Origin of the sequence: Caballeronia sp. J97 (assembly GCF_905220305.1) — a bacterium.
Classification (GTDB): domain Bacteria; phylum Pseudomonadota; class Gammaproteobacteria; order Burkholderiales; family Burkholderiaceae; genus Caballeronia.
Map to the genome: position 1 here is coordinate 118,120 of NZ_CAJMZL010000020.1, position 24,801 is coordinate 142,920.

General features: G+C 63.9%; 27 protein-coding genes and 1 pseudogene. 14 read left to right on the forward strand and 14 right to left on the reverse strand.

Going from position 1 to position 24,801, the window contains the following annotated elements; all coding sequences use genetic code 11:
• Positions 1 to 16: 16 nt before the first annotated feature.
• Both U4Y90_RS23590 and U4Y90_RS23595 read left to right on the forward strand, forming a co-directional pair.
• The gene (locus U4Y90_RS23590; RefSeq protein ID WP_321798156.1) at positions 17 to 907 is read left to right on the forward strand and encodes a LysR substrate-binding domain-containing protein; all 891 of its coding nucleotides are present in this window, start codon (positions 17 to 19) and stop codon (positions 905 to 907) included.
• A gap of 110 nt (positions 908 to 1,017) precedes the next feature.
• The gene (locus U4Y90_RS23595) at positions 1,018 to 2,181 is read left to right on the forward strand and encodes a phytanoyl-CoA dioxygenase family protein (protein WP_321798158.1); all 1,164 of its coding nucleotides are present in this window, start codon (positions 1,018 to 1,020) and stop codon (positions 2,179 to 2,181) included.
• Between the two features lie 6 nt (positions 2,182 to 2,187).
• Here the strand turns inward: U4Y90_RS23595 and U4Y90_RS23600 are convergent, their stop codons facing one another.
• The 5 genes from U4Y90_RS23600 to U4Y90_RS23620 are packed head-to-tail and all read right to left on the reverse strand — an operon-like array spanning position 2,188 to position 7,488.
• Positions 2,188 to 2,910, reverse strand: coding sequence for a FadR/GntR family transcriptional regulator (locus U4Y90_RS23600; RefSeq protein ID WP_321798159.1), 723 nt, complete (start codon positions 2,908 to 2,910; stop codon positions 2,188 to 2,190).
• Positions 2,911 to 2,916: 6 nt separating this feature from the next.
• Positions 2,917 to 3,954, reverse strand: coding sequence for a galactofuranose ABC transporter, permease protein YjfF (yjfF, locus tag U4Y90_RS23605; protein WP_321798161.1), 1,038 nt, complete (start codon positions 3,952 to 3,954; stop codon positions 2,917 to 2,919).
• On the reverse strand, positions 3,951 to 5,009 hold the full coding sequence (locus tag U4Y90_RS23610; RefSeq protein WP_321798162.1) for an ABC transporter permease: 1,059 nt from the start codon (positions 5,007 to 5,009) through the stop codon (positions 3,951 to 3,953). The genes yjfF and U4Y90_RS23610 overlap by 4 nt, the downstream gene beginning before the upstream one ends.
• Entirely contained in the window at positions 5,002 to 6,522 is a 1,521-nt protein-coding gene (locus U4Y90_RS23615; RefSeq protein ID WP_321798163.1) for a sugar ABC transporter ATP-binding protein, read from the reverse strand. Before U4Y90_RS23615 ends, U4Y90_RS23610 begins: the two co-directional genes overlap by 8 nt.
• A gap of 6 nt (positions 6,523 to 6,528) precedes the next feature.
• Positions 6,529 to 7,488 carry an ABC transporter substrate-binding protein gene (locus U4Y90_RS23620; RefSeq protein WP_321798164.1) on the reverse strand — a complete coding sequence of 320 codons (960 nt, stop codon included), beginning with the start codon at positions 7,486 to 7,488 and terminating at the stop codon, positions 6,529 to 6,531.
• A 404-nt stretch (positions 7,489 to 7,892) separates the two neighbouring features.
• Here U4Y90_RS23620 and U4Y90_RS23625 point away from each other — a divergent pair, with 404 nt between their 5' ends.
• The 4 genes from U4Y90_RS23625 to U4Y90_RS23640 are packed head-to-tail and all read left to right on the forward strand — an operon-like array spanning position 7,893 to position 9,560.
• Positions 7,893 to 8,060 carry a hypothetical protein gene (locus tag U4Y90_RS23625; protein WP_321798166.1) on the forward strand — a complete coding sequence of 56 codons (168 nt, stop codon included), beginning with the start codon at positions 7,893 to 7,895 and terminating at the stop codon, positions 8,058 to 8,060.
• 3 nt (positions 8,061 to 8,063) lie between these two features.
• Positions 8,064 to 8,246, forward strand: a complete 183-nt coding sequence (locus U4Y90_RS23630; protein ID WP_321798167.1) for a DUF6726 family protein — start codon at positions 8,064 to 8,066, stop codon at positions 8,244 to 8,246.
• Positions 8,247 to 8,292: 46 nt separating this feature from the next.
• Complete coding sequence (locus tag U4Y90_RS23635; RefSeq protein WP_321798168.1) at positions 8,293 to 8,868, forward strand: hypothetical protein; 576 nt, start codon at positions 8,293 to 8,295, stop codon at positions 8,866 to 8,868.
• A gap of 20 nt (positions 8,869 to 8,888) precedes the next feature.
• On the forward strand, positions 8,889 to 9,560 hold the full coding sequence (locus tag U4Y90_RS23640) for a flagellar basal body L-ring protein FlgH (protein ID WP_321798170.1): 672 nt from the start codon (positions 8,889 to 8,891) through the stop codon (positions 9,558 to 9,560).
• Between the two features lie 17 nt (positions 9,561 to 9,577).
• Here U4Y90_RS23640 and U4Y90_RS23645 read toward each other — a convergent pair whose 3' ends face one another.
• Positions 9,578 to 10,327: a response regulator gene (locus U4Y90_RS23645; protein ID WP_321798171.1), complete on the reverse strand. Its 750-nt coding sequence runs from the start codon at positions 10,325 to 10,327 to the stop codon at positions 9,578 to 9,580.
• Positions 10,328 to 10,571: 244 nt separating this feature from the next.
• On the opposite strand from U4Y90_RS23645, the gene U4Y90_RS23650 reads away from it, so the two are divergent.
• The 3 genes from U4Y90_RS23650 to U4Y90_RS23660 are packed head-to-tail and all read left to right on the forward strand — an operon-like array spanning position 10,572 to position 13,503.
• Positions 10,572 to 11,300 carry a response regulator gene (locus U4Y90_RS23650; protein WP_321798173.1) on the forward strand — a complete coding sequence of 243 codons (729 nt, stop codon included), beginning with the start codon at positions 10,572 to 10,574 and terminating at the stop codon, positions 11,298 to 11,300.
• Positions 11,301 to 11,305: 5 nt separating this feature from the next.
• Positions 11,306 to 12,613, forward strand: a complete 1,308-nt coding sequence (locus U4Y90_RS23655; RefSeq protein WP_321798174.1) for an ATP-binding protein — start codon at positions 11,306 to 11,308, stop codon at positions 12,611 to 12,613.
• Positions 12,610 to 13,503, forward strand: coding sequence for a tyrosine-protein phosphatase (locus tag U4Y90_RS23660; RefSeq protein ID WP_321798176.1), 894 nt, complete (start codon positions 12,610 to 12,612; stop codon positions 13,501 to 13,503). The genes U4Y90_RS23655 and U4Y90_RS23660 overlap by 4 nt, the downstream gene beginning before the upstream one ends.
• Before the next feature lie 9 nt (positions 13,504 to 13,512).
• On the opposite strand, the pseudogene U4Y90_RS23665 reads toward U4Y90_RS23660, so the two are convergent.
• From U4Y90_RS23665 to U4Y90_RS23680, 4 genes and pseudogenes are all read right to left on the reverse strand, one after another.
• Positions 13,513 to 13,629 (reverse strand): annotated as a pseudogene (locus tag U4Y90_RS23665) (hypothetical protein); the annotation flags it as partial.
• Positions 13,630 to 13,673: 44 nt separating this feature from the next.
• Positions 13,674 to 13,982 (reverse strand): PAAR domain-containing protein, encoded by a 309-nt coding sequence (locus tag U4Y90_RS23670; protein WP_321798178.1) that lies wholly within the window; start codon positions 13,980 to 13,982, stop codon positions 13,674 to 13,676.
• Positions 13,983 to 14,199: 217 nt separating this feature from the next.
• Positions 14,200 to 14,730: a hypothetical protein gene (locus tag U4Y90_RS23675; protein WP_321798179.1), complete on the reverse strand. Its 531-nt coding sequence runs from the start codon at positions 14,728 to 14,730 to the stop codon at positions 14,200 to 14,202.
• Positions 14,731 to 14,750: 20 nt separating this feature from the next.
• On the reverse strand, positions 14,751 to 15,167 hold the full coding sequence (locus U4Y90_RS23680) for a hypothetical protein (RefSeq protein ID WP_321798180.1): 417 nt from the start codon (positions 15,165 to 15,167) through the stop codon (positions 14,751 to 14,753).
• A gap of 20 nt (positions 15,168 to 15,187) precedes the next feature.
• On the opposite strand from U4Y90_RS23680, the gene U4Y90_RS23685 reads away from it, so the two are divergent.
• The gene (locus U4Y90_RS23685) at positions 15,188 to 15,388 is read left to right on the forward strand and encodes a hypothetical protein (protein WP_321798181.1); all 201 of its coding nucleotides are present in this window, start codon (positions 15,188 to 15,190) and stop codon (positions 15,386 to 15,388) included.
• On the opposite strand, the gene U4Y90_RS23690 is transcribed toward U4Y90_RS23685, so the two are convergent.
• Both U4Y90_RS23690 and U4Y90_RS23695 read right to left on the reverse strand, forming a co-directional pair.
• Positions 15,377 to 15,664, reverse strand: coding sequence for a hypothetical protein (locus U4Y90_RS23690; protein ID WP_321798183.1), 288 nt, complete (start codon positions 15,662 to 15,664; stop codon positions 15,377 to 15,379). The two genes, U4Y90_RS23685 and U4Y90_RS23690, sit on opposite strands and share 12 nt — an antisense overlap.
• Before the next feature lie 96 nt (positions 15,665 to 15,760).
• The gene (locus tag U4Y90_RS23695; protein ID WP_321798185.1) at positions 15,761 to 16,831 is read right to left on the reverse strand and encodes a lipopolysaccharide biosynthesis protein; all 1,071 of its coding nucleotides are present in this window, start codon (positions 16,829 to 16,831) and stop codon (positions 15,761 to 15,763) included.
• A gap of 546 nt (positions 16,832 to 17,377) precedes the next feature.
• Between U4Y90_RS23695 and U4Y90_RS23700 the strand changes: the two genes are divergently transcribed.
• A complete protein-coding gene (locus U4Y90_RS23700) occupies positions 17,378 to 17,554 on the forward strand; it encodes a hypothetical protein (RefSeq protein ID WP_321798187.1) in 177 nt (58 codons plus the stop codon).
• On the opposite strand, the gene U4Y90_RS23705 is transcribed toward U4Y90_RS23700, so the two are convergent.
• Positions 17,551 to 18,426 (reverse strand): LysR family transcriptional regulator, encoded by an 876-nt coding sequence (locus U4Y90_RS23705; RefSeq protein ID WP_321798189.1) that lies wholly within the window; start codon positions 18,424 to 18,426, stop codon positions 17,551 to 17,553. The genes U4Y90_RS23700 and U4Y90_RS23705 overlap by 4 nt on opposite strands.
• A gap of 139 nt (positions 18,427 to 18,565) precedes the next feature.
• Here U4Y90_RS23705 and U4Y90_RS23710 point away from each other — a divergent pair, with 139 nt between their 5' ends.
• From U4Y90_RS23710 to U4Y90_RS23720, 3 genes are all read left to right on the forward strand, one after another.
• Entirely contained in the window at positions 18,566 to 20,320 is a 1,755-nt protein-coding gene (locus U4Y90_RS23710) for an acyl-CoA dehydrogenase family protein (RefSeq protein WP_321798190.1), read from the forward strand.
• Positions 20,317 to 21,510 carry a CoA transferase gene (locus tag U4Y90_RS23715; protein ID WP_321798192.1) on the forward strand — a complete coding sequence of 398 codons (1,194 nt, stop codon included), beginning with the start codon at positions 20,317 to 20,319 and terminating at the stop codon, positions 21,508 to 21,510. The genes U4Y90_RS23710 and U4Y90_RS23715 overlap by 4 nt, the downstream gene beginning before the upstream one ends.
• Positions 21,511 to 21,581: 71 nt before the next feature.
• On the forward strand, positions 21,582 to 22,898 hold the full coding sequence (locus tag U4Y90_RS23720) for an MFS transporter (RefSeq protein ID WP_321798194.1): 1,317 nt from the start codon (positions 21,582 to 21,584) through the stop codon (positions 22,896 to 22,898).
• 49 nt (positions 22,899 to 22,947) lie between these two features.
• Here the strand turns inward: U4Y90_RS23720 and U4Y90_RS23725 are convergent, their stop codons facing one another.
• Complete coding sequence (locus tag U4Y90_RS23725; protein WP_321798196.1) at positions 22,948 to 24,696, reverse strand: tannase/feruloyl esterase family alpha/beta hydrolase; 1,749 nt, start codon at positions 24,694 to 24,696, stop codon at positions 22,948 to 22,950.
• Positions 24,697 to 24,801: the final 105 nt, after the last annotated feature.

The following is a 24,801-nucleotide window of genomic DNA, read 5'->3' on the forward strand; positions in this document are numbered from 1 at the left end:
TAAGCTGGATTTAAAAATGAACTCGATCGCGGACCTGGAGTTTTTTGCTCGGCTCGTCACGCAGGGCAGTTTGTCGGCGCTCGCGCGCGAGCTCGGCGTGACGCCGCCCGCGGTGAGCGCGCGCCTGAGCCAGCTCGAACGGCGGCTCGGCGTGAAGCTGTTGAATCGCACCACGCGGCGGCTCGCGATGACACAGGAAGGCGAGCTCTATCTCGGCACCGGCTCGCGCCTGCTCGAACAGGTGCAGGAACTGGAGCGCATGGTGTCGAGCAGCCGCGATCTGCCGCGCGGCTTGCTGAAGGTGAACGCGACGTTCGGCTTCGGGCGGCGCCATATCGCGCCGGCGCTGTCGGCGTTTCGTCGGCAGTATCCGGAGGTCGAAGTGCAACTCGATCTCACCGATCGTCCGATGAACCTCGCGGAGTTCGCGTTCGATGTCGGCATTCGCTTCGGCGAGTTGCCGGACATGCGCGTGGTCGGAAGAAAGATCGCGGCGAACCGGCGTTTCGTGTGCGCATCGCCGGCGTATTTGAAGGCGCACGGCACGCCGCGCGAGCCGGACGATCTGCGCGCTCATCGCTGCATCGTGCTGCGTGAAAACGACACCGCGTACGGCACCTGGCATTTCACCAAGGGTAAGCGCCACGAGACCGTCAAGGTCCACGGCACGATGAGCAGCAACGATGGCGAAGCGACCTTGCGCTGGGCGCTCGACGGACACGGCGTGCTCACGCGCTCCGAGTGGGATGCGCAGTCGTATCTCGACTCGGGCGAATTGAAACGCGTGCTCGCCGACTGGTCGATGCCGCCCGCCGATATCTACGCGATCTATCCCGAGCGGCTGAATCTGTCCGCGAAGGTTCGGGTGTTCATCGAGTTTCTGGAGCGGTATCTGTCGCGGGCTTGATGGTCGCGGAAACGTCGTCCGCGCGGCATCGTCGTCGTCGAGCTTGATGCGCGCGAATGATCGTCTCGTTTTCGCGAGAGCCGCTATGCTTGATGAAAACGGAGAGAGACATGAACGAGACGAACTGGTACACGGAAGACGATTGCTCGCTCGACGACTTTGCGAGTCTCCTGAAGCGTGACATCGTGCGCGCGCTCGCTTTCGCGTCCGACACTCGGCACGACATTCCGCTCTATGACTGTGACGCGCTTGCCGATGCGCTGAACGATCCGGCGAAGCGCATGGCCTTGCAGGCGGAATGGGCGGCGGTGCTGCGCGACGGCGCGGGCGTGCTCGTGCTGCGGCATGCGTATGCGGACATCGATCCGGTCGACGACGCCACGAAGGTCTTCGAGTCGATCATTCGCCGGGAGCGCGAACAAGGCGCGAGCGCAGCCGATCATTTCGCGAAGGCGGGCGCGAACGATCGCATCTGGAACGCGCAGGAAAAGCTCTGTCTGGAAGCGCCGCGCGTGTTCGCGCGCTACTTTGCGAATCCGTTCATCGAATGCGCGGCGCAAGCCTGGCTCGGGCCCGGCTTTCAGATGACATCGCAGGTCAATGTCGTGCGTCCGGGCGGGGACGCGCAACAGGCGCACCGCGATTATCACCTCGGCTTCCAGACTGCCGATGAAGTGCGGCGCTATCCGGCGCACGTCCACGCGATGTCGCCCTTTCTAACGTTGCAGGGCGCGGTCGCACACAGCGACATGCCTGTCGAAAGCGGTCCGACCAAGCTGCTGCCGTTTTCACAGCGTTATGCGCGAGGCTATCTCGCATGGCGTCGCGCGGATTTCCGCGAGTATTTCGAAGCGCATCACATTCAACTGCCGCTTGAAAAAGGCGATGCGCTTTTTTTCAGCCCGGCGCTCTTTCATGCAGCGGGCGCGAACCATACGCGCGACGTGCAGCGCATGGCGAATCTGCTGCAGGTTTCGTCGGCATATGGGCGCGCGATGGAATCGCTCGATCGCGCGCGCATGTGCGAGTCGGTCTATCCGGCGTTGCTGGAGTTCAGGACGACCGGGCGCATGAGCGATGCGCAGATCGATGCGGTCATCGCGTCATGCGCGGAAGGCTATGCGTTCCCGACGAATCTCGATCGCGATCCACCCATCGGCGGTCTTGCGCCGAAGAGCCAGCAGGCGCTCGTGCGTCAGGCGGTCGATGAAGCGTGGCCGGTGGATGCGCTGGCGAAGGCGCTGAAGGACCACGCGTGGCGCAGGAGCAGCTAGAAAGACCTACTCCTGATACACCGCCGACAGCACGTTTTCCGCATCGGCCCTTGCATTGTCGAGTTGCACGAGACTCGCATGACGCGCACCGAGCGGATCGCGATTCGTGATCGCGGTAAGAATCGCCTTGTGCCGGGGCAATGAAAGCGCATGCGTATCCGGATGACGGCTCGTCAGCTTGATCGACTCCGACAGCGCGAGCGACAGCATGTGTCCGATGTACATCAGCATGTCGTTGTGCGTCGCCGACATGATCGCGCGATGAAACTCGAGATCGGGCGCGAGCAATGCCTCGGGCGTCGCCGCGTGCGCCATGCGCTCGTAGGCATCGCGAATGCGCACGACATCTTCTTCCGTCGCATTCGATGCGGCGAGCGCGGCCGCCGCCGGTTCGACGATCCTGCGCACCACGAGCAGCGATTGAAAGAATTCGCCTTCATGCACGCTGTTGATGGTCCAGAAGAGCACATCGGGATCGAGCGTGTGCCATTCATCGCGCGGACGCACGACGCTGCCCAGACGCGGCTTCGACAGCACGAGCCCTTTCGCGACCAGCACGCGCGTCGCTTCGCGCAGCACGGGCCGGCTCACGCCATACGCTTCGCATAGCTTCGCCTCGGCGGGCAGACGATCTCCGGGCTTGAGCCTGCCGCTCACGATTTCGATGCCGAGCTCCTGCACGATGCGGGCGTGCATGCTTTTGCGGGGCTGTGGATGACGATAGTCCATCGCGTGTCAGCGCCTGGCCGCCGAGCGATCGCCGAAGGCCCGCTGCGACAGACAGAACACGAGCAGCAGCGCGCCGACCGCGATCTTCGTCCACCATGAGCTGAGCGAGCCGTCGAATGAAATCAGCGTCTGAATGATGCCGAGCAGGAGCACGCCGAACAGCGTGCCGATCACATAGCCGACGCCGCCCGTCAAGAGCGTCCCGCCGATGACGACGGAAGCGATCGCATCGAGTTCGAGGCCCATCGCGTGCAAACCGTAGCCCGAGAGCATGTAGAACGTGAACAGCACGCCGCCGAGCGCGGAGCAGAACCCCGACAACGCATAGGCGCCAATGGTCGCCGCGTTCACGGGCAAGCCCATCAGCAGCGCCGAATGCGGATTGCCGCCGACCGCATAAATGGTGCGGCCGAACGGTGTGTAATGCGCGATGAACACCGCGGCGGCGAGCACGACGAGCGCGATCACCGCGCCGAGCGACAGCGACGCGCCGCTCATCACCGGAATGCGAATCTGCGAAACGGCCGCGTACCAGGGATGGGTGATGCTGATCGAATCGATGCTGATGAGATAGCACAGCCCGCGCGCGAGAAACATTCCCGCGAGCGTGACGATGAACGGCTGCAGGCGAAAGCGTGCGATCAGCCAGCCCATGAGCGTGCCGAACGCGGTGCCCATCGCGAGGACGAGCGGAATCACCACGAGCGGATGCCAGCCCGCTTTCTCGACGAGCGCGGCGGAGACCATCGTCGTGAGCGCGATCACCGAGCCGACGGAAAGATCGATGCCGCCGGACAGAATCACGAAGGTCTCGCCCACCGCGACGACGATCAGAAACGCATTGTCGATCAGCAGATTGAGAAAGACCTGCGGCGAGAAGAAGCCGGTGTACATCACCGAGCCGAGCACGGATATCGCAACGAACAACGACATCGTCGCGGCGAGCGGCAGATAGCGGCTCTTCGCGATGTTGCGCGCCGGTGCGCCGGCGTCGCGACGATGCGCGAGCGCGACGCCGGGCGGCTTGGGAAGGCGCGAGTTCATCGGCGCACCTCGCGATCCGAAAGAACGGGGCGGCGCGCGGACTTCACGACCGTCGCGCGGAATTCGCCCGATTGCAGCATCATCACCGCGAACACGACGATCGCCTTCACCACGAGATTCACCTCCGGCGGCACGCCGAGCGAATAGATCAGATACGTGAGCGTCTGGATGATGAGCGCGCCGATCACGCTGCCCGCGAGCGTGAAGCGGCCGCCGGTGAGCGCGGTGCCGCCGAGCGTGACGGCGAGAATCGCATCGAGTTCGAGCAAGAGACCCGCGTTGTTGCCGTCGGCGCTCTTGACGTTCGAGCTGATGAGAATGCCCGCGACGCCCGCGCACAAACCGCTGAACGCATACGCGCCGAGCGTGAGCCGCTTCGCCTGCACGCCCGCGACGCGCGCGGCGGTCGGGTTGATGCCGATCGCCTGCAGGAACAGCCCGAGCGCCGTGCGCGTGATCGCGAGATACAGCAGCACGAACACGAGCGCGACGATCCATATCGACGTGGGCAATCCGAGCAGATAGCCGCCGCCGAAAAAGAAGTAGGGCGAGTAGTAGATCGTGATGATCTGGCCGTTCGTGATGAGTTGCGCGATGCCGCGCCCCGCGACCATCAGGATGAGCGTCGCGATGATCGGCTGCATGCCCGCGCGCGCGACGAGCAGGCCGTTCCACAAGCCGCACAGCAACGCGACGCCGAGCGCGGCCACGATCACGACGGGCAACGCAAAGCGCGTGACGTTGCCCGCGACCGATCCGCCGATCGCCCAGGCGGCGACCGCGCCCGCGATGGCGACGACCGCGCCCACGGAGATATCGATGCCGCGCGTCGCGATCACGATGGTCATGCCGAGCGCGACGACCGCGAGCGGCGCGGCCCGGTTGAGGATATCGACGAGACTGCCGTAAATATGCCCGTTGCGCCATTCGACATGCAGGAAGCCCGGATTGAACGCCGCGTTCAGCGCGAGCAGCAGCGCGAGCGTGACGAGCGGCCAGCCGAGCCGATGCTCCATCATCGAACGAAGCGTCATGCGTCGCGCGGCGTCATCCATGTTCGGCTCCGATCATTTCGCACACGGTGTCCTCGCTCGTGCCCGCCGGCAATTCGCCGACCTTGCGCCGGTCGCGCAACACGACGATGCGATTCGCGATGCGCACCACCTCCGAGATCTCCGACGAGATGAACAGCACGGCCATGCCCGTCGATGCGAGCCTGAGTATCTCGTCCATGATTTCCTGTTTCGCGGCGACGTCGATGCCGCGCGTCGGCTCGTCGAGAATGAGCAGGCGCGGCTCGGTCGCGAGCCATCGCGCGATGAGCGCCTTCTGCTGATTGCCGCCGGAAAGCAGTCCGATGGGCATGTCGAGGGTCGCGGCCTTGATGCCGAGCGCGCGCACGAAGCGCTCGGCGAGCGCGTTCTGTTCGGCGCGCGTGAGACAGCGCCGCGCGCCCATGCGCGCCTGCAACGCGAGCGCGATGTTCTCTCGCAGCGACAGCTCCGCGACGATGCCATCGGCCTTGCGCTCTTCGGGGCAGAACGCGATGCCGTGACGGATCGCCTGCGCGGGCGTCGTGAACGAGACGGGCAGGCCGTCGATGCGCAGTTCGCCTTCGTCGGGCTTCTCTAGCCCGAAGAGCAGCTTCGCGAGTTCGGTGCGGCCCGAGCCGAGCAAGCCCGCGACGCCGACCACTTCGCCCGCGCGCACGCGCAGATCGAGCGGTTGAAGCTGACCCTTCTGACCGAGGCGCGTGGCATCGAGCAGCGCGGCGTCGCTCGTGCCCGTTTCCACGTCGTCGGGCGGCGACTGGCGTGCCTGCGCGGCGGCGAGCTCGCGGCCGAGCATCGCCGCGATGAGCGCCTGCGTGCCGAGCTCGCTCGTCGGCCATTCGCCCACGCGCCGGCTGTTGCGCAACACCGTGATGCGATCCGAGATGGCGTAGACCTGGTTCAGAAAGTGCGTGACGAAGAGAATCGCGAGCCCTTGTTCGCGCAGGCGGCGCAATACGTCGAAGAGGCGGCGCACTTCGTCGTCGTCGAGGCTGGAAGTCGGCTCGTCGAGAATCAGCACTTTAGACGACAGCTTCAGCGCCCGCGCGATCGCGACCATCTGCTGCACGGCGACCGAATAGCTCGTCAGCACGCGCGTCACGTCGATATCGAGCCCGATGCGCGCAAGCAGCTCGCGCGCCTCGCGGTGGGTCGTGTCCCAGTCGATGCGATAACCATGCAGCGCGCCGCGTCGCGGAAAGTAACCGGCGAAGATGTTCTCCGCCACCGACAGATTCGGGCAGAGATTCACTTCCTGATAGACCGTGCTGATGCCGAGTTTCTGTGCGTCGAGCGGCGAGTCGGGGCGGATCGCGCGGCCGTCGAGCAGGATCTCGCCGGCGTCGAGCCGCACGACGCCGGTCAGCACCTTGATGAGCGTCGACTTGCCCGCGCCGTTCTGGCCCATGAGCGCGTGAACCTCACCCGGATGCAGCGTGAGGTTCACGTCCTGCAGCGCATGGACGCCGGCGAAGCGCTTGTCGATGCCGCGCAACTCCAGTACTGGCGATGTCATCGGCGGTCAATATTTTCGATTGGGGAATTCCTTCGCCGCGACCTCCATCGGGAAGATGCTTTCCTGCGTGACGATGCGCTTGGGCACCGACTTGCCCGCCTTGATGTCCTTCACGACCGACATCAGTTGCGGCCCGAGCAGCGGACTGCATTCGACCGATACGTTGAGCTTGCCCGCCATCATCGCTTCGAATGCGCCCTTCACGCCGTCGACGGAAATAATGATGATGTCCTTGCCCGGTTTCATGCCGGCTTCCTCGATCGCCTGGATCGCGCCGATCGCCATGTCGTCGTTATGCGCGTAGAGCACGTTGATCTTCTTGCCTTCGGCCTTGAGGAACGCCTCCATCACTTCCTTGCCCTTCGCGCGCGTGAAGTCGCCTGTCTGCGAGCGAATGATCTTGAACTTCGGATCGGACTTGATGATTTCCTCGAAGCCCTTCTTGCGATCGATCGCGGGCGCCGAACCCACCGTGCCCTGCAGTTCGACGATATTGACGGGCCCCGGATTTCCTTTCTCCTTCTCGACGAGCCAGCGTCCCGCCTTGCGGCCTTCCTCGGTGAAGTCCGAACCGATGAAGGTCACATAGAGCGTGTCGTCCTTGCTGCTGATCGCGCGGTCCGTCAGCACGACGGGAATCTTCGCGTTCTTCGCTTCGACGAGCACGGTCTCCCAGCCCGTCTCCACGACGGGCGAGAACGCGATCACATCGACCTTTTGCGCGATGTACGAGCGAATCGCCTTGATCTGGTTTTCCTGCTTCTGCTGTGCGTCGGAGAATTTCAGGTCGATGCCCGCTTCCTTCGCGCTCGACTTGATCGACTCGGTGTTCGCGGTGCGCCATTCGCTTTCGGCACCCACCTGCGCGAAGCCGAGCACGATGGGTTTCTGCGCGAACGCGGGAAGCGGGAGCATTGCGCTCAAGGGCGCGGCGGCCATCGCGACCAACACGGTGCGGCGTTTCATGTCAGTGGTTCCTCCATCCGTTGGCTATTGATCCGATCTTGTTCGAATGATTCTGGAATAACCTGTTAATTCGTTGTTCTATGTATCTCGTTGCTCTTCCGCTATTTGGGTTTTGCGCTATCGGTGCAAGGGCGTCGAGATAGATTGACTATATGAAGGTATTCGGCCACTTTTTATTCACGTTAACCCGCTTTTGCCGTCGAAACAGTCATACGATCTCGCGCCGCGCGTTGCATCGCAACATCCTGATTTCGTGGCGTGGAAAGAACTGGTAATCGCGGGGTAATCGCTCGTAAGCACTCGGGGAAAGCGCGTTTTGCTTGGATGATCGTCCCATCGCGCGCTCGGGGAAGATTGCTCCCGTTGCAATCCGCAACGTCTCTCATCTTCAAGGAGCGAGCAGCATGAACGTCACCGGCCCGAGCACACCACACACGACGCAAGCGGCGTCGCACGCGCTGCCCATCAAGCGCGCCACCGATACGCCGACGATCGAAACCGGCACCCCGGAAACGAAGACGCCCGCGAGCAATCCGGCGCATCTGGGCAACCACGTCGACACGACCGCCTGAATCATGGCGGCGTCCTTTCGTTTCGCGCTCGCATGCGCGGCGCTCGCGGCATTCCCCTTCCTGCTCGACGGCTGTGCGCTCGCCGCGCTGCCATGCCGCGCGACATCTGCGGTGCTGAAGATCGTGCCGGTCGTGGGCCATGCGGCATCCACGCCGTTCGACGCCTGCGCTACCGCCATCGACTGACATGAAGCGAACGTTCCTTCGTTGCGCCTTTTTCGTTTGCACGGCGATGCCCGCAATCGCCGCGGCGCAAAAGCCTTTCGATTTTCGCGGGTTGCCGCTCGGCATCGAGCTCGATGCATTCCGCCGCGAAGAGCCCGCGCGCGCGACGCCGCCCGGCAGTGTCGCGGTGTGCGACACGGATCTCGAAGCGGCATCGCTCGGCATGGTGCTGCGCGACGCGCACAGCCTGTCGATCGCGTGCAAGTGGGCGCATCGCACGCAGAGGGGCTGGAGCGAATCGCTGGCGGTCGTCGACGGCACGCCCGCGCGCGATCACGTGCTGCGCTTCATGGCGATGCCGGGCGATGCGTCGCCGCGGCTGTATCGCATGTCTTTCGTGATCGATGCGCGCGTGGTCGAGGATTTTGCCGATGGCCTGTCATCGAAATTCGGCCGCAGCCGCATCGTGCGCGCGAACGGCTATCAGACCCGGACATGGGAGAACGCGACGAGCTCGATCACGCTGGAGGCGAACGGCGCGGCGGCTTCGGCGCGCGTGATCTATCGCCTCAAAGCGTACGAAGCGTGGCTGCGCGACACGACCGACCGATGGCGTCTTGCCGCCGTGCACGACGCGCCCTGAATCAAAGGAGAGGATTGTTCATGAAACTGGCGTCATTGCCATGCGCGGCGTTCGCGCTCGCACTTGCAGCATGCTCGTCGTCGTCGGGGTCGCGCTCGATCGTCGAGATGCCCACTTATGCGCCGGCCGTTTCGCAGCCGGTCAATGTCAACGCGCTGGGCGCGATCTATCAGGCGGGATCGTCGGTCTCGCTCTACGAGACATCGCGCGCGCAGAAGGTCGGCGACGTGCTGACGATCCGCCTCGCGGAGTCGTATCAGGGCAGCAATTCCGCCGATGCCAGCGCGAGCCGCGCGAGCAGCATCAGCGCGGAGGCCGCGGACAAGTCGAGCAACGCGGCGGCGCGGCTGGCGCGTCTTTTCAACGTCGGCTCGGCGGATACGAAGTTCAAGGGCAATGGCAGCACGAGCAATCTGTCCGCGATGAGCGGCACGCTCGCGGTGTCGGTGATCGGCACCTTGCCGGGCGGCAATCTCGTCGTCGCGGGCGACAAGATCATCGCGATGAGCGGCAATCAGGATCGGCTACGCTTCTCGGGCATCGTCAACCCGAAGGATATCGAGGCGGGCAATTACGTCGCGTCGAACAAGGTGGCGAATGCGCGCATCGAACAGGCGGGCGTCGGCATGCTCGCCGATTCGACGACGATGGGCTGGCTGCAACGCCTCTTCATGAGCGTGCTGACCTTCTGACGACGATGCCGCGCGGCTCAGGCTTCCGCGCGCGCGGCGATGCGTCCGGCCGCGGTCGGATCGCCGTGCGGCACGAAGATATAGCCCTGGCCCCACACAGTCTGCACGTAACGCGGCTCGGACGGATCGATTTCGAGCAGACGGCGCAGACGCCAGATCGCGACATCGAGGCTGCGATCGCGATGCGCGCCGTTGCCGCGCATCTTTTCGTTCAGCTCGGCGCGCGTGAGCACGACCATCGCGTTCTTCACCAGCGTCTTCAGCAGCGCGAATTCGCCCGAGCGCAGCGCGATGCGCTCGCCGTTGCGGCGCAGTTCGCGCGCGCCGAAATCCATTTCGAACGGGCCGAAGCGATAGGCCGGGCGCATTTCGGGCGCGCTTGCCGTATGCGGCGACGCGGGCTCGCGGCGTCGCAGGATCGAGCGGATGCGCGCGAGCAACTCGCGCGGATCGAAGGGCTTGCCGAGGTAATCGTCCGCGCCGAGTTCGAGTCCGATCACCCGGTCGAGCACGTCGGAGCGCGCCGTCAGAAGAATCACGGGGATATCGTCGCGGGCATTGCGCAGTTCGCGCAGCGCGCTGATGCCGTCCTTGCCGGGCATCATCACGTCGAGCACGACCATCGAGGGGCGCTCGGCCTGCACGCGGCGCCTGAGGTCCGTCCCGTCGCCGAGAACGGAGACGTCGAAGCCGTGTTGCCGCAGATAGTCGCGAACGTGATCGCGCACGACGGGGTCGTCGTCGACCATCAGTACATGTGGTGTCATGCGCCGATTCTAAGCGCAAGGCGAACGCCGTCGCGACGCTCGCGAACTTTCCATTTCTTTCCGTTACGGCGTGTTTCACCGGACGGTACAAGGCCGCATCGCGCGCGTGCGAGGGTTCGCGCGGAAATAGCACGCACGTGCAGCGCGCGTTCATTGCGTGAAAGTCGGCTTGCGTAAGAATCCGTAACGTCTCCCTATGCGCGAAGGACGTTGTAAGGGAATAGTGTCCGAATAAAATTTTGGGATGGCTATATCGGTACTTATCGTCGACGACGATCCCACGGTGCGCGACCTGCTGCGCCACTTTTTCAATGCACAAGGCATCGATGTCTCCGTGCTGCACGACGGCGCCGGGCTGCGCCGGCGGCTTGAGCTTGAACGTCCGTCCCTCGTCGTGCTCGACATCATGATGCCGGACACGGACGGCCTGCGCGCGCTGCGCGATCTGCGCGCGGCGGGGGAGGACATTCCGGTGATCTTCGTGACCGGTTTCGACAGCGTTCCGCAAAAGATCGCGGGGCTGCAATCGGGCGCGGACGACTATCTCGCGAAGCCCTTCGATCCGCATGAACTGCTCGCGCGCATCGAAGCGGTGCTGCGGCGGCGCGCGGGTGCGCCGAGCCGTCCGGAGCCGGCGCCGCGCGAACGCTTCGGGCGCTTCGAAGTGGATTTCGTGACTCGCACGCTGCTGCGCGGCGACGAGCGCATCGCGTTGCGCGACAGCGAGTTCGCGCTGCTCAAGGTCTTCGTGAAGAATCCGTACAAGGTGCTCTCGCGCGTGCTGATCCACGATCTGGTGCATCGCGACGATCTGCCGTTCCGCGATCGCGGCCTCGATGTGCCGATCTGGCGCCTGCGCCGGCTCATCGAAGACGATCCTTCGAATCCGCGTCATGTGCAGACGGTGCGCGGCCAGGGTTACGTGTTCGTGCCCGATGCGGATGATCCCGCGTCCGACTGGATCGAGGCCTGAGCCGCATGCATCCGGGTTTCTGGCAGTCCGTGCGCGGGGCGCGCGGTTTCATCGATTCGCTGTTCGGCCGCATGGCGATCGTGTCGATCGGCGTGCTGCTCGCGCTGCAGACCGGATGGTTCGCGATTCTGCACGTGCAGGGTCCGCACAAGGAGGCCGATGGTTACGCGCGCGCGCTGCTGATCGTGCTGGAGGCTGCGCATAACGATGTCGCGCTCGGCGGACGGCTCATGCGCGAGACGCGCGTGCATATCGTGCCGGTGTGGAACATGCCCGAGCCGCTGACGCTGCGCGATCCCGCGAAGACGCGCCACGCGCATCTCGCGCGGCAGCTCGCCGATCGCCTGCCGCCCGGAACGCAACTCGCCATCGATTTCGACGGCCACAACAAGTCGCGGCTCTGGGTGCGCTATCCGGAAAGCAATGTGTGGATCGTCGCGCCGATCGACTTGCCGCCGCCCGCGCCTTTCATGACCGAAGGCGTCGTGCTGCTGGCCGGCGCGCTCGTGCTCTCGCTCATCGCGACATGGCAGTTGCAGCGGCCGCTCGCTCGCGTCGCACAGGCCGCGCGCCGCTTCGGCGGCGGCGAACGGCCGGTGCCCGTCGAGGAGAACGGGCCGCGCGAATTGCGCGAACTGATCGGCGCGTTCAACCAGATGATGAAGAAACTCACCGACGCCGACGACGACCGCGCGGTGATGCTCGCCGGCATCGCGCACGATCTGAAGGCGCCGCTCACGCGCCTGTCGCTGCGCGCGAGCGTGCTTGCGAAGGACGAGCGCGAGCGCGCGCACTTCCTGCGCGATATCGATTCGATGACGCGCATCGTGCAGCAGTTTCTGGAGTTTGCGGGCCGCTCGTCTTCGGAAAGCACGAAGACCCGCGTCGATGCGTTCATCGCGGAGCAGTTCGCGTCGCCCGAAGACGGCGACGCACCGTTGTTCGCGCTGTCGCTCGAAGCAGGCGATGCGTTTTGCCTGCCGCGGACCTTCATCGACCGGCTGATGACCAATCTCGTCGACAACGCGCTCGAGTACGGCGAACCGCCTGTCGAGATCCGCACCGCGCGACACGGCGGCGACTGGATGATCGAGGTGCGCGACCACGGACCCGGCATTCCCGACGAGCGCCTCGACGAAGCGCTGCGGCCCTTCGTGCGGCTCGATCCCGCGCGCGGCGGCAACGGGCATTGCGGGCTCGGGCTCACTATCGTCGAACGTCTGGCGCGCGAACAGCGCGGCCGCTGCGAGATCCGCAACGCGGAGGGCGGCGGGCTGATCGTGCGCATCGTCATTCCCATTGAAGAAACATGATGCCTGCTTCGTCCATGCCTGCGGCGCCATTGTCGCGCCGTGCCTTCATTCGCGGCGGCGCGCGCGTCGCGTTGCTTTCGACCACCTTCGGCGCGGGCGCGTTGTTATCGGCGTGCGGCGGCGCGAGCGACAATCAGGCCGTGACGGAAACGCCGAAGCTCTCTACCGTCGAAAATTTCCGCGACGTGGCCGGCGTGGGCGAGGGCTATCCGACCGTCGATGGCGGCCGGTTGCGGCGCGGCGTGTTTTATCGCTCGGGCGCGCTCACGCCCGACGATGCCGACACGGCATTGCTCGCGCGATTGTCGTTGCGCGCGGTGCATGATCTCCGCGTGGTGGCGGAGGCGTCGCTCGCGCCCGATCGGGTGCCGTCGGACGCGGTGCGCGAGACGCACGAGATCGCGCCGATCGATGCGTCCACGGCGACGCCCGTCGATGCTGCCGCCGCGACCGCATGGATGAGCGCGCGGCAACGTCAACTCGTCACGGATCCGGTCGCGCGCCTGCAGTTCGGCTTGCTGCTTACGCGGCTCGCGCGTGTTTCGGGCGCGCAGGTGATTCACGGCACGGCGGGCAAGGATCGCACGGGCTGGTCCGCGGCGCTTTTGCTCTCCATCGCCGATGTGCCGCTCGACGTCATCATTCAGGACTATCTGCTGACGAACACCGTCGCGCAGACGCAGATCGATGCGCGCATGAAGTCGCACGCGGCGCGACTTGCGATGAATGCGCAAACTGTTGCGCCGCTTTATCGGGCGCAAAGCGCGACGATCGAAGCGGCGTTCGACGAGATGCATCGACAGTTCGGGACGTTGAATAACTATCTTGCGCAGGGCTTGTCGATGAGCACCGCCGATGTGGCGATGTTGAGGGCGAAGCTCGTCGCTTAGCGTGCGGGTTCAGGCGTCGACTGTATTGTCTGGGTACCCCGCGAACTTCGACATCTTTCCGACTCCCGGATTGAAGCAGTTGCGGGGATCGAGTTGCTGGTAGAACTCGGCGAGTTGCGGCTTTGCTTTCGAGTTTTGGTACTCCTGGACTATCGAGGTCTGCGCGCGACTCACTCGTCGAAGATCGTCGATCGCGCGATAACCCGATTCGTGCCACGGGAGCAATCGCACATCACGATGTCGCCGTCCACCACGCCTCGGGTGCCGCCGAAGCCCCAGTTCGTCGCGCTTCCTAAAATCGGAGCGTTCTTTCCGCACCGGCGGCAGGATGCGAGTCCCATATGCCGCGCGAGCGACGTTCCGTTGTCGAGCATCGAATCGTCACCGTCGAGCACACGACCGCCGGTGGTGGTCACATTGCCTTTTAAAGCTATCATTTTCGGCATGTGTTTTCCTTTGATTGTGGTTGCAATTGCCAACCTTGAGTGGAAGTCGTGCTGCAGTTGAACAATTCAACGAGCGAGACTTATTTCAATACAGTGTCGCCCCATCCAAATTCATCCGACAAAAAAACGGCCCGCCAGAAGAACAATGGCGAGCCGCAAGAGGGATCGGTCAACAGCTACAGCGACGGCAGGTTAGCATTGCTTTCAGGCGCGAATTCGCGTCGGAAAGATGCCGTAAGGAAAGCGCGCGCTACTGTGTGCGGGAGACCACCATACGGTCGACGAGCGCGTCCAGTTTCTGCCGCGCGCTCGCGAATCGGTCGATGTTCAGACCATTGGTGTCGTAGCGCGCGGTCACGAGAATCTGCCCTTGCCGCACGAGCGTCAGATCGATCGCCTTCAGATACGGCATCGGCTCGTTGCTGAACGCATGCCGGTCCCAGCTCGTCGTCGCGCCGTAGATGAGCATCGCCTCGCAGCCGGGCGGCGACGTGCCCGGGTTATAGACCACCGAATTCACGCCGCGCCGTTGCAATGCAACCTGCAGCACGGGCACGAAGTCCCCGGTCGTGACGTTCTGGTTCAGTTCGATGCACACGGATTGCAGCGAGGCGGGCGGCCCGGTCACCGATGTCGGCGACGAATAGCTGGAGGCGACGGTGAATCCCGCTTGCACCAGCGAGCCCGCGGCATCGGCGGCGGTGATGAGGGTCCACGTGCAGCCGGAAAGCGCGCCTGCGCCGACGGCAAGGAACGCACGAGCGATGAGTTTGCTGAACATGCTCTTGCCGTCGTCCCGGTTTAGCGCACGATGCGCAGACGCACGGTGTTCGGCGCTTCGATGGTGGCGGTCATCGTGGTGACGCGTCTGTCGGCCACGTCGAGCAACGCGAAGTGCTGGCGCGTGGACGTATTCACATCGTGACGGACATCGGGAAAACAGGCGGCGATGTCCGCGCCGAGTTCCTGAAGCGGATCGGCGACGACGCCGTCCGGGCCCCAGTGCGCTCGCCAGCGGCAATCGTAGGCATGCGCGCTGACTTTGCAGGTGCCCTGGTCCCGCGCGCCCGCCGGCATCAACGCGCCGCGTTTGGCGAGCGTATCGAAAGAGGGCGCATCGACGATGGTCTTTAGTGCGGAGCAGACATCGGGCGCCTCTTCGGCGGATGCGGACAGCATCGGCACGAGAAGCGCCACGGCGACGAGCGCGCGTCGCACGCTAGAACGGCGGAGTTCGAGTGAAGATTGAGCTTGCATGGCTTGGCGTAGTGTCGAAGGAAGATGCGGTGTGTCGTCTGCCGACATCACACATGAAGATCTTCCCTCGACGCACCGCCATTCGATTGGCGGAGCAAGGCGCCAATCCGGCAAGTTATTTCCAGGTGTTAATTCGCGAGAAAGCGCATCGCACCCGAATCGAGTCCGCATCAAACGAATAACGACACGATGCCGCCGATCGTCACCGCCGCCGCCACCCATTTGCCCGCGGTGTAGAAGCCGTTCGTGTCGGTGGCCTGCACTTCCGGGCGTTCGAGACCGAGCGCGCCGTACGCAAACGATTTCATCGATGACGGCTCACCGGCCGGCGGCGCGGCGGCATCGTTCGCCGCTGCGTCTTGCGCGACGTCGGTCGTGTCGTTCGCGGGGGCCGGGCGGCGCGGTAGAGGCGTATCGGCGCTCGTGTAGGCGGCCGTGGTCGCACTGTTGATCTGCATCGCAGGCCTCCGTTATCCGCTTCTGCAAAGCCGCGATAACGGCACGTCAGCGCCCATGCTTGAGCGCGCCCGCCTTTCCGATCCTTACCGTTGAACTCACATCGGATGGCTTTGCACGAAGGTCTTGTACGCCCAGTACGCGGGCTTCTTCGTGGCGCCGTCGCTTTCCAGAAGACCATAGGCGCCTTCGCCGTCGTCATAGAGCTGGAACGCCTGGATCGACTGGATGTTGTACTTCGACGCGACGCTTGCGAATTGCGCCATCATCAGATTGCCCGTGATGTAGCTCGCGATCTGATCGTAGGAACCGAAGTCGGGGCGCACGCCGAACTCGTTGATCCACACCGGCTTGCCCATGTCGTGCAGGAACTGGAGCACGTCATGGCAGCCCGTGCCGCCGCATGCGTGCGTCATGTCTCCCTGGCTCGAATACCAGTGCCACGATGTGACGTCCCAGCTCACGGCCGGATGACCCCAGGTGCCGTCCGGCTGCGAGCCGTCGGCTAGCATCTGGAAGAACGCGGTATGCAGCCACGTGCCGCCCAGCACGATCTTCGCCGATCCGTCGACCGACTTCACGCCTGCGATGAGCCCGCGGATCGCGCCGCGCGCGAGCATGTAAGACCAGTTGTTGTACTGATACCAGACGGTGCCGTCCACATTGCCGATGAGCGCCTTGGCCTCGAGTTCATTACCGACCTCGTAGTACTTGTAGGGGTAGCTGTTCGCGGTCTGCTGGCCGAGCTTGAAGCCGGCGTTGTAGGCCTCTTCCTCGCTGTTGTAGTTGAGGTTCATGAGCATCACCGGATACATCGTGATGCCGGCGGCTTCCATCGTCTTCGCGATGCCCGCGACCATGTTCGCCGAGGTCTGGCTATACACGTCATTGCGATAGATCGTCGCGCCCAACTCCTGCAGTTGCGCAAGCTGCGTCTGCACGCTCGTGGTGTCGTACGCGCCGCCATTGCTGTTATGGCCGTTCACGCCGTAGAAGATCGAACCGCTGCCGCTCGCGGCCTTCGCGGTGGACTTCGGCGATGCCGCGCTCTTGTCGGCTGCGGCGGTGTCGGAGGGGCTGTCGCTGCCGCCGCACGCGGCAAGCATCATGCTCGCGACGAGCGCGGCGGGAACGGAACGGGAAAACAGGGAGGCAATTCTATTCTTCATGGCAATTAGTATGACTAACGGAGATGCGTGATGCATGAGACTTCAGCCGGAGACGGACGAAACGATGCACACACCGGTCGCGCATCCGATGTGGTCGAGAGGTATCGTTAGTAATCCGAATGACGGCCTCAAAATGAATACCGTAACGGACGCACATAGAAGCGCCGCGACAGCCGAGGCAGTGCAGATTCGCTGAGGCAATGCCGAGCACACGATCGGTGTGCATTCGGAAAGCCGGGACGCCGGCCACAAAAGTGTCTGGCGCTCGATGACGATTCACCGACCTGGAGTCGCGCGGATCATCGGTAACATGTGCAGCGACTTCGCCTCGGAGAGGTCAGAATTTCTGACGAAGATGCGATTTGCTTCGCACCCGAGGCAAGTGCTGCCGGGATTTGTTTCAGCGAGGAAAGGTTACTTTGTTCTGATGTAGAAGTAAACCGAATAGCAGAAAAAACATCTTGCCTGAAGCGAGATTTCGAACGGTCCCTTCTGTTGTTTATCGTTTTGGGCGCAGCCGTTTCTACAAGCGAAAGAGACGCTTTAATGCGTCTCTTTCTCGCGCCTTGGCGCGACATGATCGAGAGTGCTGAACGAGATACTGAGAGCGGCAGCGCGACGACGCAAGTCGCGTTCGTCTATGCGGAAGGGCGCAGCGGCGATCCCGCGATTCAGGCGACGCTGGACGCGCTCGATGCCATCTGGGCCAGCGGTCGAGCCTAAGACTTCCGAAGAAACGCGACGAAACTCCGGGTGACATCGGAATGGCTCTCCGCACGCGTCAAACGCAGAATCTGCGAAGGAAACGGATTGCGCGTGAGCGGCCTGAAAACCGCGCGTTGCGATTGTGTCTTCGCCAATGCCTGCGGCACGAGCGCGACGCCCATGCCGAATTCGATCATCGTCACGACGGTCTGCCACAAGCGCGCTTCGTGCCGGATTTTCGGGCTGAATCCGGCATCGACGCATGTCGCGATGATCTGATCGTGATAGTGCGGCGATACCGCGCGCGGAAAAAGAATGAATGGATCACGCGATAACTGCGCAAGGTCGATGCGTCTTTTCTTCGCCAGCCGATGCTCCACCGGCAAGCAACACAAGAATGCTTCCGACGACCAAAGATCCGTTTCGACCTCCGCCGGAAAATGTCCCCAATGCGCGAAACCCAGATCGATATGCAATTGCTGCAGCGCGCGCGCCTGTTCGGCCGTGTTCATTTCCTTCAACACGATTTCGACGGAAGGATGATCGGTTTCGAAGCGCTGCACGGCCTCGGGCAAACCCCGATACAGCATTGAATTGACGAAGCCGATGCGCAGACGCCCCGCGAGTCCGTGCGCCGAGCGCGTGGTCACCTGTTCGACTTCTTCGGCCTGTTGCAAGAGACGCCGCGCTTCGCCGAGCAGAACGTGGCCCGCGTTGGTCAGCGCGACCGATTTGTTGCTGCGCTCCAGAAGCTTCACGCCGAGCTGTTCTTCGAAGCGGCGGATATCGAAGCTCAGCGCGGGTTGCGAAATGAACAGGCGGCGCGCCGCGCGGCCGAAATGCAGCTCTTCCGCGACCGCGATGAAATAGCGAAGCTGCTTGAGTTCCACGGTTCTCTCCTGCGCTACGATAAATGGATCTTATCGTACGTGTCATGAATTGTATTGGACGATTATCGACGGTGAACGTAGTCTGGGTTCGAGGATGGCGCAGCGCCGGTTGCGCCGCACAAGAGCCAGGAGACAGTTCATGCAAGAGAATTGCCCGGATGCAGGCGCGTCCAACATTCCCGACAGCCGTGGCATCAATTTCTTCAAGACCGATCTGTCGTTCGCCGCGCTGCTGAAAAGCTATCTCGGCGAGACGACGTATCGCGGCATCGAAGACAAGCTCGTCGATCTCGGCCAGCGCGCATCCGATGAACTGGATGCGTGGGCCACCAGCGCCGATCATCATCCTCCGGAACTGCGGCAGCGCACGCGGCGCGGCGAAGCGATGCAGCATATCGACAAGCATCCCGACTACGTGGCGCTCGAACGCGTCGCGTACAGCGAGCTCGGTCTCGCGGCGATGAGTCATCATGAGGATGCGCCGCCGCCGCTCGTCAAGTACGCGCTCACGTATCTGTTCGTGCAGGCGGAATTCGGGCTGTGCTGTCCCGTCAGCATGACAGATTCGCTCACGCGCACCTTGCGCCGCTTCGGCACGAAGCAACTGATCGAGCGCTATCTGCCGATGCTCGCGTCGCAGGACTTCGAGACGCTCTATCAAGGCGCGATGTTCATGACCGAGCAGGCGGCGGGATCGGATGTCGGCCGCATCGCGACACGCGCGGCGCGCGGCGTCGATGCCAACGGCAATGAAGTGTGGACGCTCACCGGCGACAAGTGGTTCTGCTCGAACGCCGATGCCGATCTCGCGATGGTGCTCGCACGCCCCAACGACGCACCCGAAGGCATCAAGGGTCTCGCTCTATTTTTGCTGCCGAAGACGCTCGAAGACGGCACGCGTAACGCGTATCGCATCGTGCGCCTGAAGGACAAGCTCGGCAGCCGTTCGATGGCGAGCGGCGAGATCGTGCTGGAGGGCGCGCAGGCGTATCTCATCGGCGAAGTGGGGCGCGGCTTTCAGCAGATGGCCGACATGATCAACATGTCGCGTCTGTCGAACGGCGTGCGCGCTGCCGGCCTCATGCGTCGCGCGTTGACCGAGGCGACGCATGTCGCGAGGAATCGCGAGGCGTTCGGCCGCAAGCTCATCGACATGCCGCTGATGCAGCGGCAGTTGCTCAAGTTGATGCTGCCTGCCGAACAGGCGCGCTCGATGTTCATGCAGATCGCGACACTGCTCGCCCGCGCGGATCGCGGCGACGCGCTCGCGGCGAAGTGCGTGCGCATTCTCACGCCGCTCATCAAGTTCCGCGCATGCCGCGACGCGCGCCGCGTGACCGGCGATGCGATGGAAGTGCGGGGCGGCGTCGGCTATATCGAGGAGTGGGCCGACCCGCGTCTCGTGCGCGACGCGCATCTCGGCTCGATCTGGGAAGGCACGAGCAATATCGTTGCGCTGGACGTGGCGCGCGCGGCGCGTCGCGAAGGCGCGCTCGATGCACTCGTGCAGTACATCGGCGCGATGCTCGACGATACGGCGTTGCCATCGGCGAGCATCGCGCTGCTGCGCGATGTGTTCGCGCGCGCATGCACCGCGCTCGACAGCGTCGCCGAATGCGGGCGCGACGAGTCCGTGCGCGAAGCGGCGAGCGCGCTGTATCACGCGACCACGGCCGTGCTCATGGCGACGGAAGCCGCGCGCGTCGCACCCGATCATCGCAGGCTCGCGCTCGCGCATCTGATCGTGGCGCACAAGCTGATGCCGCGCGATCCGCTCGCGCCGCAAGACACGCGAAACGATGCGGCGCTCTTGCGCACGCTCGTCGATGAAACGCCCGTCACCCTCGACGAAGCCATGACGCTTCTGCCGCGACGCGAAGGAGCCGCACGATGAGCACGACACGCATTCACGGCGCGTTGCACGGCCTGCGCGTGATCGATCTGAGCCGCGTGCTCGGCGGACCTTACTGCACGCAGGCGCTTGCCGATCACGGCGCGGAAGTGATCAAGCTCGAACCGCCGGGCGGTGATGAAACGCGCGGCTGGGGCCCGCCCTTCGTCGGTGAGACCGCTTCGTACTTCGTCGGAGTGAATCGAAACAAGCAGGGGATTTGCGTCGACCTTTCCTGCGAAGAGGGACGCGCCGTGCTGTGGCAATTGCTCGAAGGCGCGGACGTGCTCGTCGAAAACTTCAAGCCGGGCACGCTCGCGCGCTGGGGCATGGACTACGAGCGCGATCTTTCGAAGCGCTTTCCGCGCCTCATTCATTGCGCGGTATCGGGCTTCGGTCCCGATGGCCCGCTCGGCGGCCTTCCCGGTTACGACGCCGCGATTCAGGCGATGGCGGGCCTGATGAGCGTGAACGGCGAGCGCGACGGTCCGGCGCTGCGTGTCGGCTTGCCGGTCGTCGACATGGTGACGGGGCTCAATGCGCTGGCCGGCATCCTGCTCGCGCTCGCGGAACGGGAGAAGAGCGGATGCGGCCAGTCACTCGATATCGCGTTGTATGACTGCGCCGTTTCGCTGCTGCATCCGCATCTGCCCAACTACTTCGGCAATGGACGCACGCCGCAGCGCAGCGGCAATGCGCATCCGAACATCGCACCGTACGACAGCTATCGCACGGGCACCGCGCCGATCTTTCTCGCTGTCGGCAACGATCGACAGTTCGCCAGGCTCTGCGCGCATCTCGATGCGCCCGCGCTTGCCGACGATCCGCGCTTCATCGACAACAAGAGCCGCTGCGCACATCGACCCGAGTTGAAGGAAGCACTCGAGGCATTGCTCGACGCGCACGAATGCGAACCGCTCGCCGCCGAACTGATTCGCGGCGGCGTGCCGTGCGGACCGGTGCATACGGTCGATGCGGTCGCGCAGCATCCGCATACGCTGCATCGCGAGCTGATCGTCGAGCTCGGCGCGTATCGCGGCACGGGCACGCCGATCAAGCTGTCGAGAACGCCCGCGACTTATCGCACGGCGCCGCCTGCGCTCGGCGGCGACACGCGCAAGGTGCTCGATGCGCTCGGCATCGATGCGGCAACGCAAGAGCGTCTGTACGAAGCAGGCGTGTTGAAGGGCTGAAGCGCTGAAGGACTGACCAATCGAAATCATGAACCGGCGTCATAAGACCGGTCATCAACAGGAGACGATTCATGCATGGCATTGCTCATGGCGGCGCGACCCGCCAGCCTGGCCGCGCGGCGTTCGCGGCGTTCCTCGGCACGACCATCGAGTGGTACGACTTCTACATCTACGCGACCGCATCGGCGCTCGTGTTCGGCAAGCTGTTCTTCCCATCGGGCGATCCGTTCTATAGCACGCTTGCATCGTTCGGCACGTTCGCGGTGGGCTTCTTCGCGCGACCCTTCGGCGGGCTCGTGTTCGGGCATATCGGCGACCGGATCGGGCGAAAGAAGGCGCTCGTCGCGACGCTCGCGATCATGGGCGTGGGCACGGTCGGCATCGGCTTTCTGCCGACTTATGCGACGGCCGGTGCGCTCGCGCCCGCGCTGCTCGTGCTGTTGCGCGTCGCACAGGGCATCGCGATCGGCGGCGAATGGGGCGGCGCGGTGCTGATGGCGGGCGAACATGCGCCGCAGGGCAAGCGCACGTTTCTCGCGTCGTTCGCGCAGCTCGGCAGTCCGGCCGGATTGATTCTCGCGCTGCTCGCCTTTCGCACGGTCGGGCATCTGCCGCGCGAGACACTGCTCGACTGGGGCTGGCGCGTGCCGTTCATGGCGAGCGCGCTGCTGTTGGTCGTCGGCGTGTTCATTCGTGCACGCGTCGCGGAGTCGCCGGAATTCACCGCGTATAGCGAACGGCAGAAGCCCGCGAGGCTGCCTGTCGTCGATGTATTGCGCAATGCGTGGCTCACCGTGCTGCTGTGCCTCGGCGCGAATGTGATCGGCGTGGCGGGCGCGTGGTTCGTCAACACGTTCATGCTCAACTTCACGACGGAAACGCTCGGGCTCGATCGTGCGCTGGTCCTCGATTGTCTTTTCGTCGTCGCGTTCATTCAGCTTTTCACGCAGCTCGCATCGGGCTGGATTGCACAGCGCGTCGGCACGGGGCGCCTTCTTGCGTGGGCCGCGGGGCTCGCGATGCTTTCGCCGTATCCGATGTTCGTGCTCGTGTCGACGGGACGGCCCGTGGCGATCGTCGTGGGCATCGCCATTGCGGTGATGTGCATGTCGAGCTCGTATGCGGTGATGGCCGGACTCATGACGGATGCATTCGATGTCGGCGTGCGCTATTCGGCGATCTCACTGTCGTATCAGTCTTGCGCGGCGCTGGCGGGCGGACTGACGCCGCTCATCGGCACCGTGCTCGCGCATGCGTGGCCGGGCCAGTGGTGGCCGCTCGCGTTGTTCTACAGCTCGCTCGCCGCGGTGTCGCTCGTTTGTCTGTTGGGCTTGCAGCGACGCAAGGTGAATGCGCGTGCCGCTGCGTCCATTGCGGTGATGGAGTGACGATGCGCGCGCCGTCGCATCGACAACGACGGCGCGCGCGTGACGCAACTCAAGGCGCGGCTACGCCCTGCGTTTTCGGGCTATACGACGTGTAGAAGCTCGCGCCGGCCCACGTCGGCGCTGCGTCGCTGTACAACGGCGCACCCTGGCTCCAGTTCGCGCCGTCATGCCAGTCGCCGCTTCCGCTGAACTTCGCGACAGCGGGATACGGATACACCGGCCGCGATGCCGTCACCTTGTTGGTCGAATCGGTCTGATAGGTCATCACCGCATTCGGCGACGTGCCCTGTTCGACCCAGCCGGTGATCTGCGATACGAGATCGATGTCCGGAAAGCCTTCGCCGCCACCGCAGTGACCCACGCCCGGCACTACATAGAGACGCGAGAACTCGTTCGCGCTGGCTTCGCCCATCGTGTCCTTCACGGCCTGGTAATAGCGGATCGTGAAGAGCGGCGAGATATGCTGATCCGCCCAGCCATGCCACAGAATCAGCTTGCCGCCCGCGCTCTTGAACGCGGACAGATCCGGGCTCGTTGCATCGTTGAGCGGGTGATTCGCTTGCAGATAGCTCGGATAGAAACTCGCGTCGTGATAACCGAAGGTGTCGATATTCGGCATCGACGGCGACCCGGTGAAGATCAGGTTATAGGCGCCTTTCACGATCGAGTAGCTGAAGAGGCTCGTCACGGGCACGGCTGCGTCCGTCGAGTTCGATGTGGGCACTTCGACGCCGATCCAGTTCGCTTCCGATCCATACTGCGGCGAGCCGCCCAGCATGAGCATGCCGGTGCTGGTATCGGCCGGACCGCTGTAGATCTTCTTCGCCGTCGCGACTTCGGCCGCCGTCAGACAGTCGCTCGTGCTCGACGCGCTGGCCGCGCATTGAATCGTCGCCGGATCGAAGCGACAGGTGCGCGGATCGGCGAGGAGGCCATCGGGCACGCTCGCCTGACCGCCGCACGCCGCGACTACTGCCTTGTGCAGCACCTGAGCCTTGTCGGCGTACAGCACCGCCTTGCCGGCGCTCGTGCCCGTCGTGCTGTTCGATTCGACGTTCCAGCCGTGATAGAGCGAGTTCTGGATCTGGAAGTGCGCGGCAGGCGCGCCGGCGACGATGCCGTTGTAATCCGACGGGTAACGTTGTGCGGCCATCAGCGCCTCGCGGCCGCCATCGGAACATCCGACGAAGTACGCGTACTTCTGCTCTTGTCCGTAGTAGGCCTTGATGAGCTTCTTCGCGGCGAGCGTCGTGATGTGCTGGCCGCGATACGCGAAGTCGGCCTGCTTCTGGGTATCGGTCGACCAAGTTGAATCCTGGCCCGAGTGACCCATGTCGGTCGCCGCCGTCACGAATCCGCCTTGCTGAACGAGCGGACACGTATAGCTGAAGCTGAACGAGGTTTGCTTGGTCGGATCGCTCAGATTGCCGCACAAGCCGCCGCAGCCCAGTTCCGCGAAGCGCTGCGTCCACGAGTCGACCGGCAGCGCCACTTCGAACGTGTTCGACGGTGCGAGCGTGCCTTTCACCGTGCAGAAGTTGACGGATGCGCCGTTGACGGTCGCGGCCGTGACCGTAGCCGATGTGATCGTGCTGCCGGCGCCGCCGATATCGCTGAGATCGATCGATGCCAGTTTCGAGCAATCGACGACAGGCTTCACGACGGCCAGCGGTGTGTTCGCGGCGCTGCCGCTACCGTTACTGCTACTGCTGTCATTGCCGCCGCATGCGGTGACGACGACCGCCACGATGCATGCGGTCATCCATGTCAGTAATCGCTTGGGACCCAGAGCTCTCATGGTTATCTCCTAGACTTCGTTTTGATGGCGTACAGACGGACGTCGCCGGCACGTCGAGCGTGCTGGCGAGATGAAGCGTGATCGAGGTGTTACGCGCGCCGTATC

Excerpts from the sequence above, each read along its gene's own strand:
- U4Y90_RS23590 (WP_321798156.1), top strand. The coding sequence starts at position 17 with ATGAACTCGATCGCGGACCTGGAGTTTTTTGCTCGGCTCGTCACGCAG.
- U4Y90_RS23595 (WP_321798158.1), top strand. The coding sequence starts at position 1,018 with ATGAACGAGACGAACTGGTACACGGAAGACGATTGCTCGCTCGACGAC.
- U4Y90_RS23600 (WP_321798159.1), bottom strand. The coding sequence starts at position 2,910 with ATGGACTATCGTCATCCACAGCCCCGCAAAAGCATGCACGCCCGCATC.
- yjfF (WP_321798161.1), bottom strand. The coding sequence starts at position 3,954 with ATGAACTCGCGCCTTCCCAAGCCGCCCGGCGTCGCGCTCGCGCATCGT.
- U4Y90_RS23610 (WP_321798162.1), bottom strand. The coding sequence starts at position 5,009 with ATGGATGACGCCGCGCGACGCATGACGCTTCGTTCGATGATGGAGCAT.
- U4Y90_RS23615 (WP_321798163.1), bottom strand. The coding sequence starts at position 6,522 with ATGACATCGCCAGTACTGGAGTTGCGCGGCATCGACAAGCGCTTCGCC.
- U4Y90_RS23620 (WP_321798164.1), bottom strand. The coding sequence starts at position 7,488 with ATGAAACGCCGCACCGTGTTGGTCGCGATGGCCGCCGCGCCCTTGAGC.
- U4Y90_RS23625 (WP_321798166.1), top strand. The coding sequence starts at position 7,893 with ATGAACGTCACCGGCCCGAGCACACCACACACGACGCAAGCGGCGTCG.
- U4Y90_RS23630 (WP_321798167.1), top strand. The coding sequence starts at position 8,064 with ATGGCGGCGTCCTTTCGTTTCGCGCTCGCATGCGCGGCGCTCGCGGCA.
- U4Y90_RS23635 (WP_321798168.1), top strand. The coding sequence starts at position 8,293 with ATGCCCGCAATCGCCGCGGCGCAAAAGCCTTTCGATTTTCGCGGGTTG.
- U4Y90_RS23640 (WP_321798170.1), top strand. The coding sequence starts at position 8,889 with ATGAAACTGGCGTCATTGCCATGCGCGGCGTTCGCGCTCGCACTTGCA.
- U4Y90_RS23645 (WP_321798171.1), bottom strand. The coding sequence starts at position 10,327 with ATGACACCACATGTACTGATGGTCGACGACGACCCCGTCGTGCGCGAT.
- U4Y90_RS23650 (WP_321798173.1), top strand. The coding sequence starts at position 10,572 with ATGGCTATATCGGTACTTATCGTCGACGACGATCCCACGGTGCGCGAC.
- U4Y90_RS23655 (WP_321798174.1), top strand. The coding sequence starts at position 11,306 with ATGCATCCGGGTTTCTGGCAGTCCGTGCGCGGGGCGCGCGGTTTCATC.
- U4Y90_RS23660 (WP_321798176.1), top strand. The coding sequence starts at position 12,610 with ATGATGCCTGCTTCGTCCATGCCTGCGGCGCCATTGTCGCGCCGTGCC.
- U4Y90_RS23675 (WP_321798179.1), bottom strand. The coding sequence starts at position 14,730 with ATGTTCAGCAAACTCATCGCTCGTGCGTTCCTTGCCGTCGGCGCAGGC.
- U4Y90_RS23690 (WP_321798183.1), bottom strand. The coding sequence starts at position 15,664 with ATGCAGATCAACAGTGCGACCACGGCCGCCTACACGAGCGCCGATACG.
- U4Y90_RS23695 (WP_321798185.1), bottom strand. The coding sequence starts at position 16,831 with ATGAAGAATAGAATTGCCTCCCTGTTTTCCCGTTCCGTTCCCGCCGCG.
- U4Y90_RS23700 (WP_321798187.1), top strand. The coding sequence starts at position 17,378 with ATGCGTCTCTTTCTCGCGCCTTGGCGCGACATGATCGAGAGTGCTGAA.
- U4Y90_RS23710 (WP_321798190.1), top strand. The coding sequence starts at position 18,566 with ATGCAAGAGAATTGCCCGGATGCAGGCGCGTCCAACATTCCCGACAGC.
- U4Y90_RS23715 (WP_321798192.1), top strand. The coding sequence starts at position 20,317 with ATGAGCACGACACGCATTCACGGCGCGTTGCACGGCCTGCGCGTGATC.
- U4Y90_RS23720 (WP_321798194.1), top strand. The coding sequence starts at position 21,582 with ATGCATGGCATTGCTCATGGCGGCGCGACCCGCCAGCCTGGCCGCGCG.
- U4Y90_RS23725 (WP_321798196.1), bottom strand. The coding sequence starts at position 24,696 with ATGAGAGCTCTGGGTCCCAAGCGATTACTGACATGGATGACCGCATGC.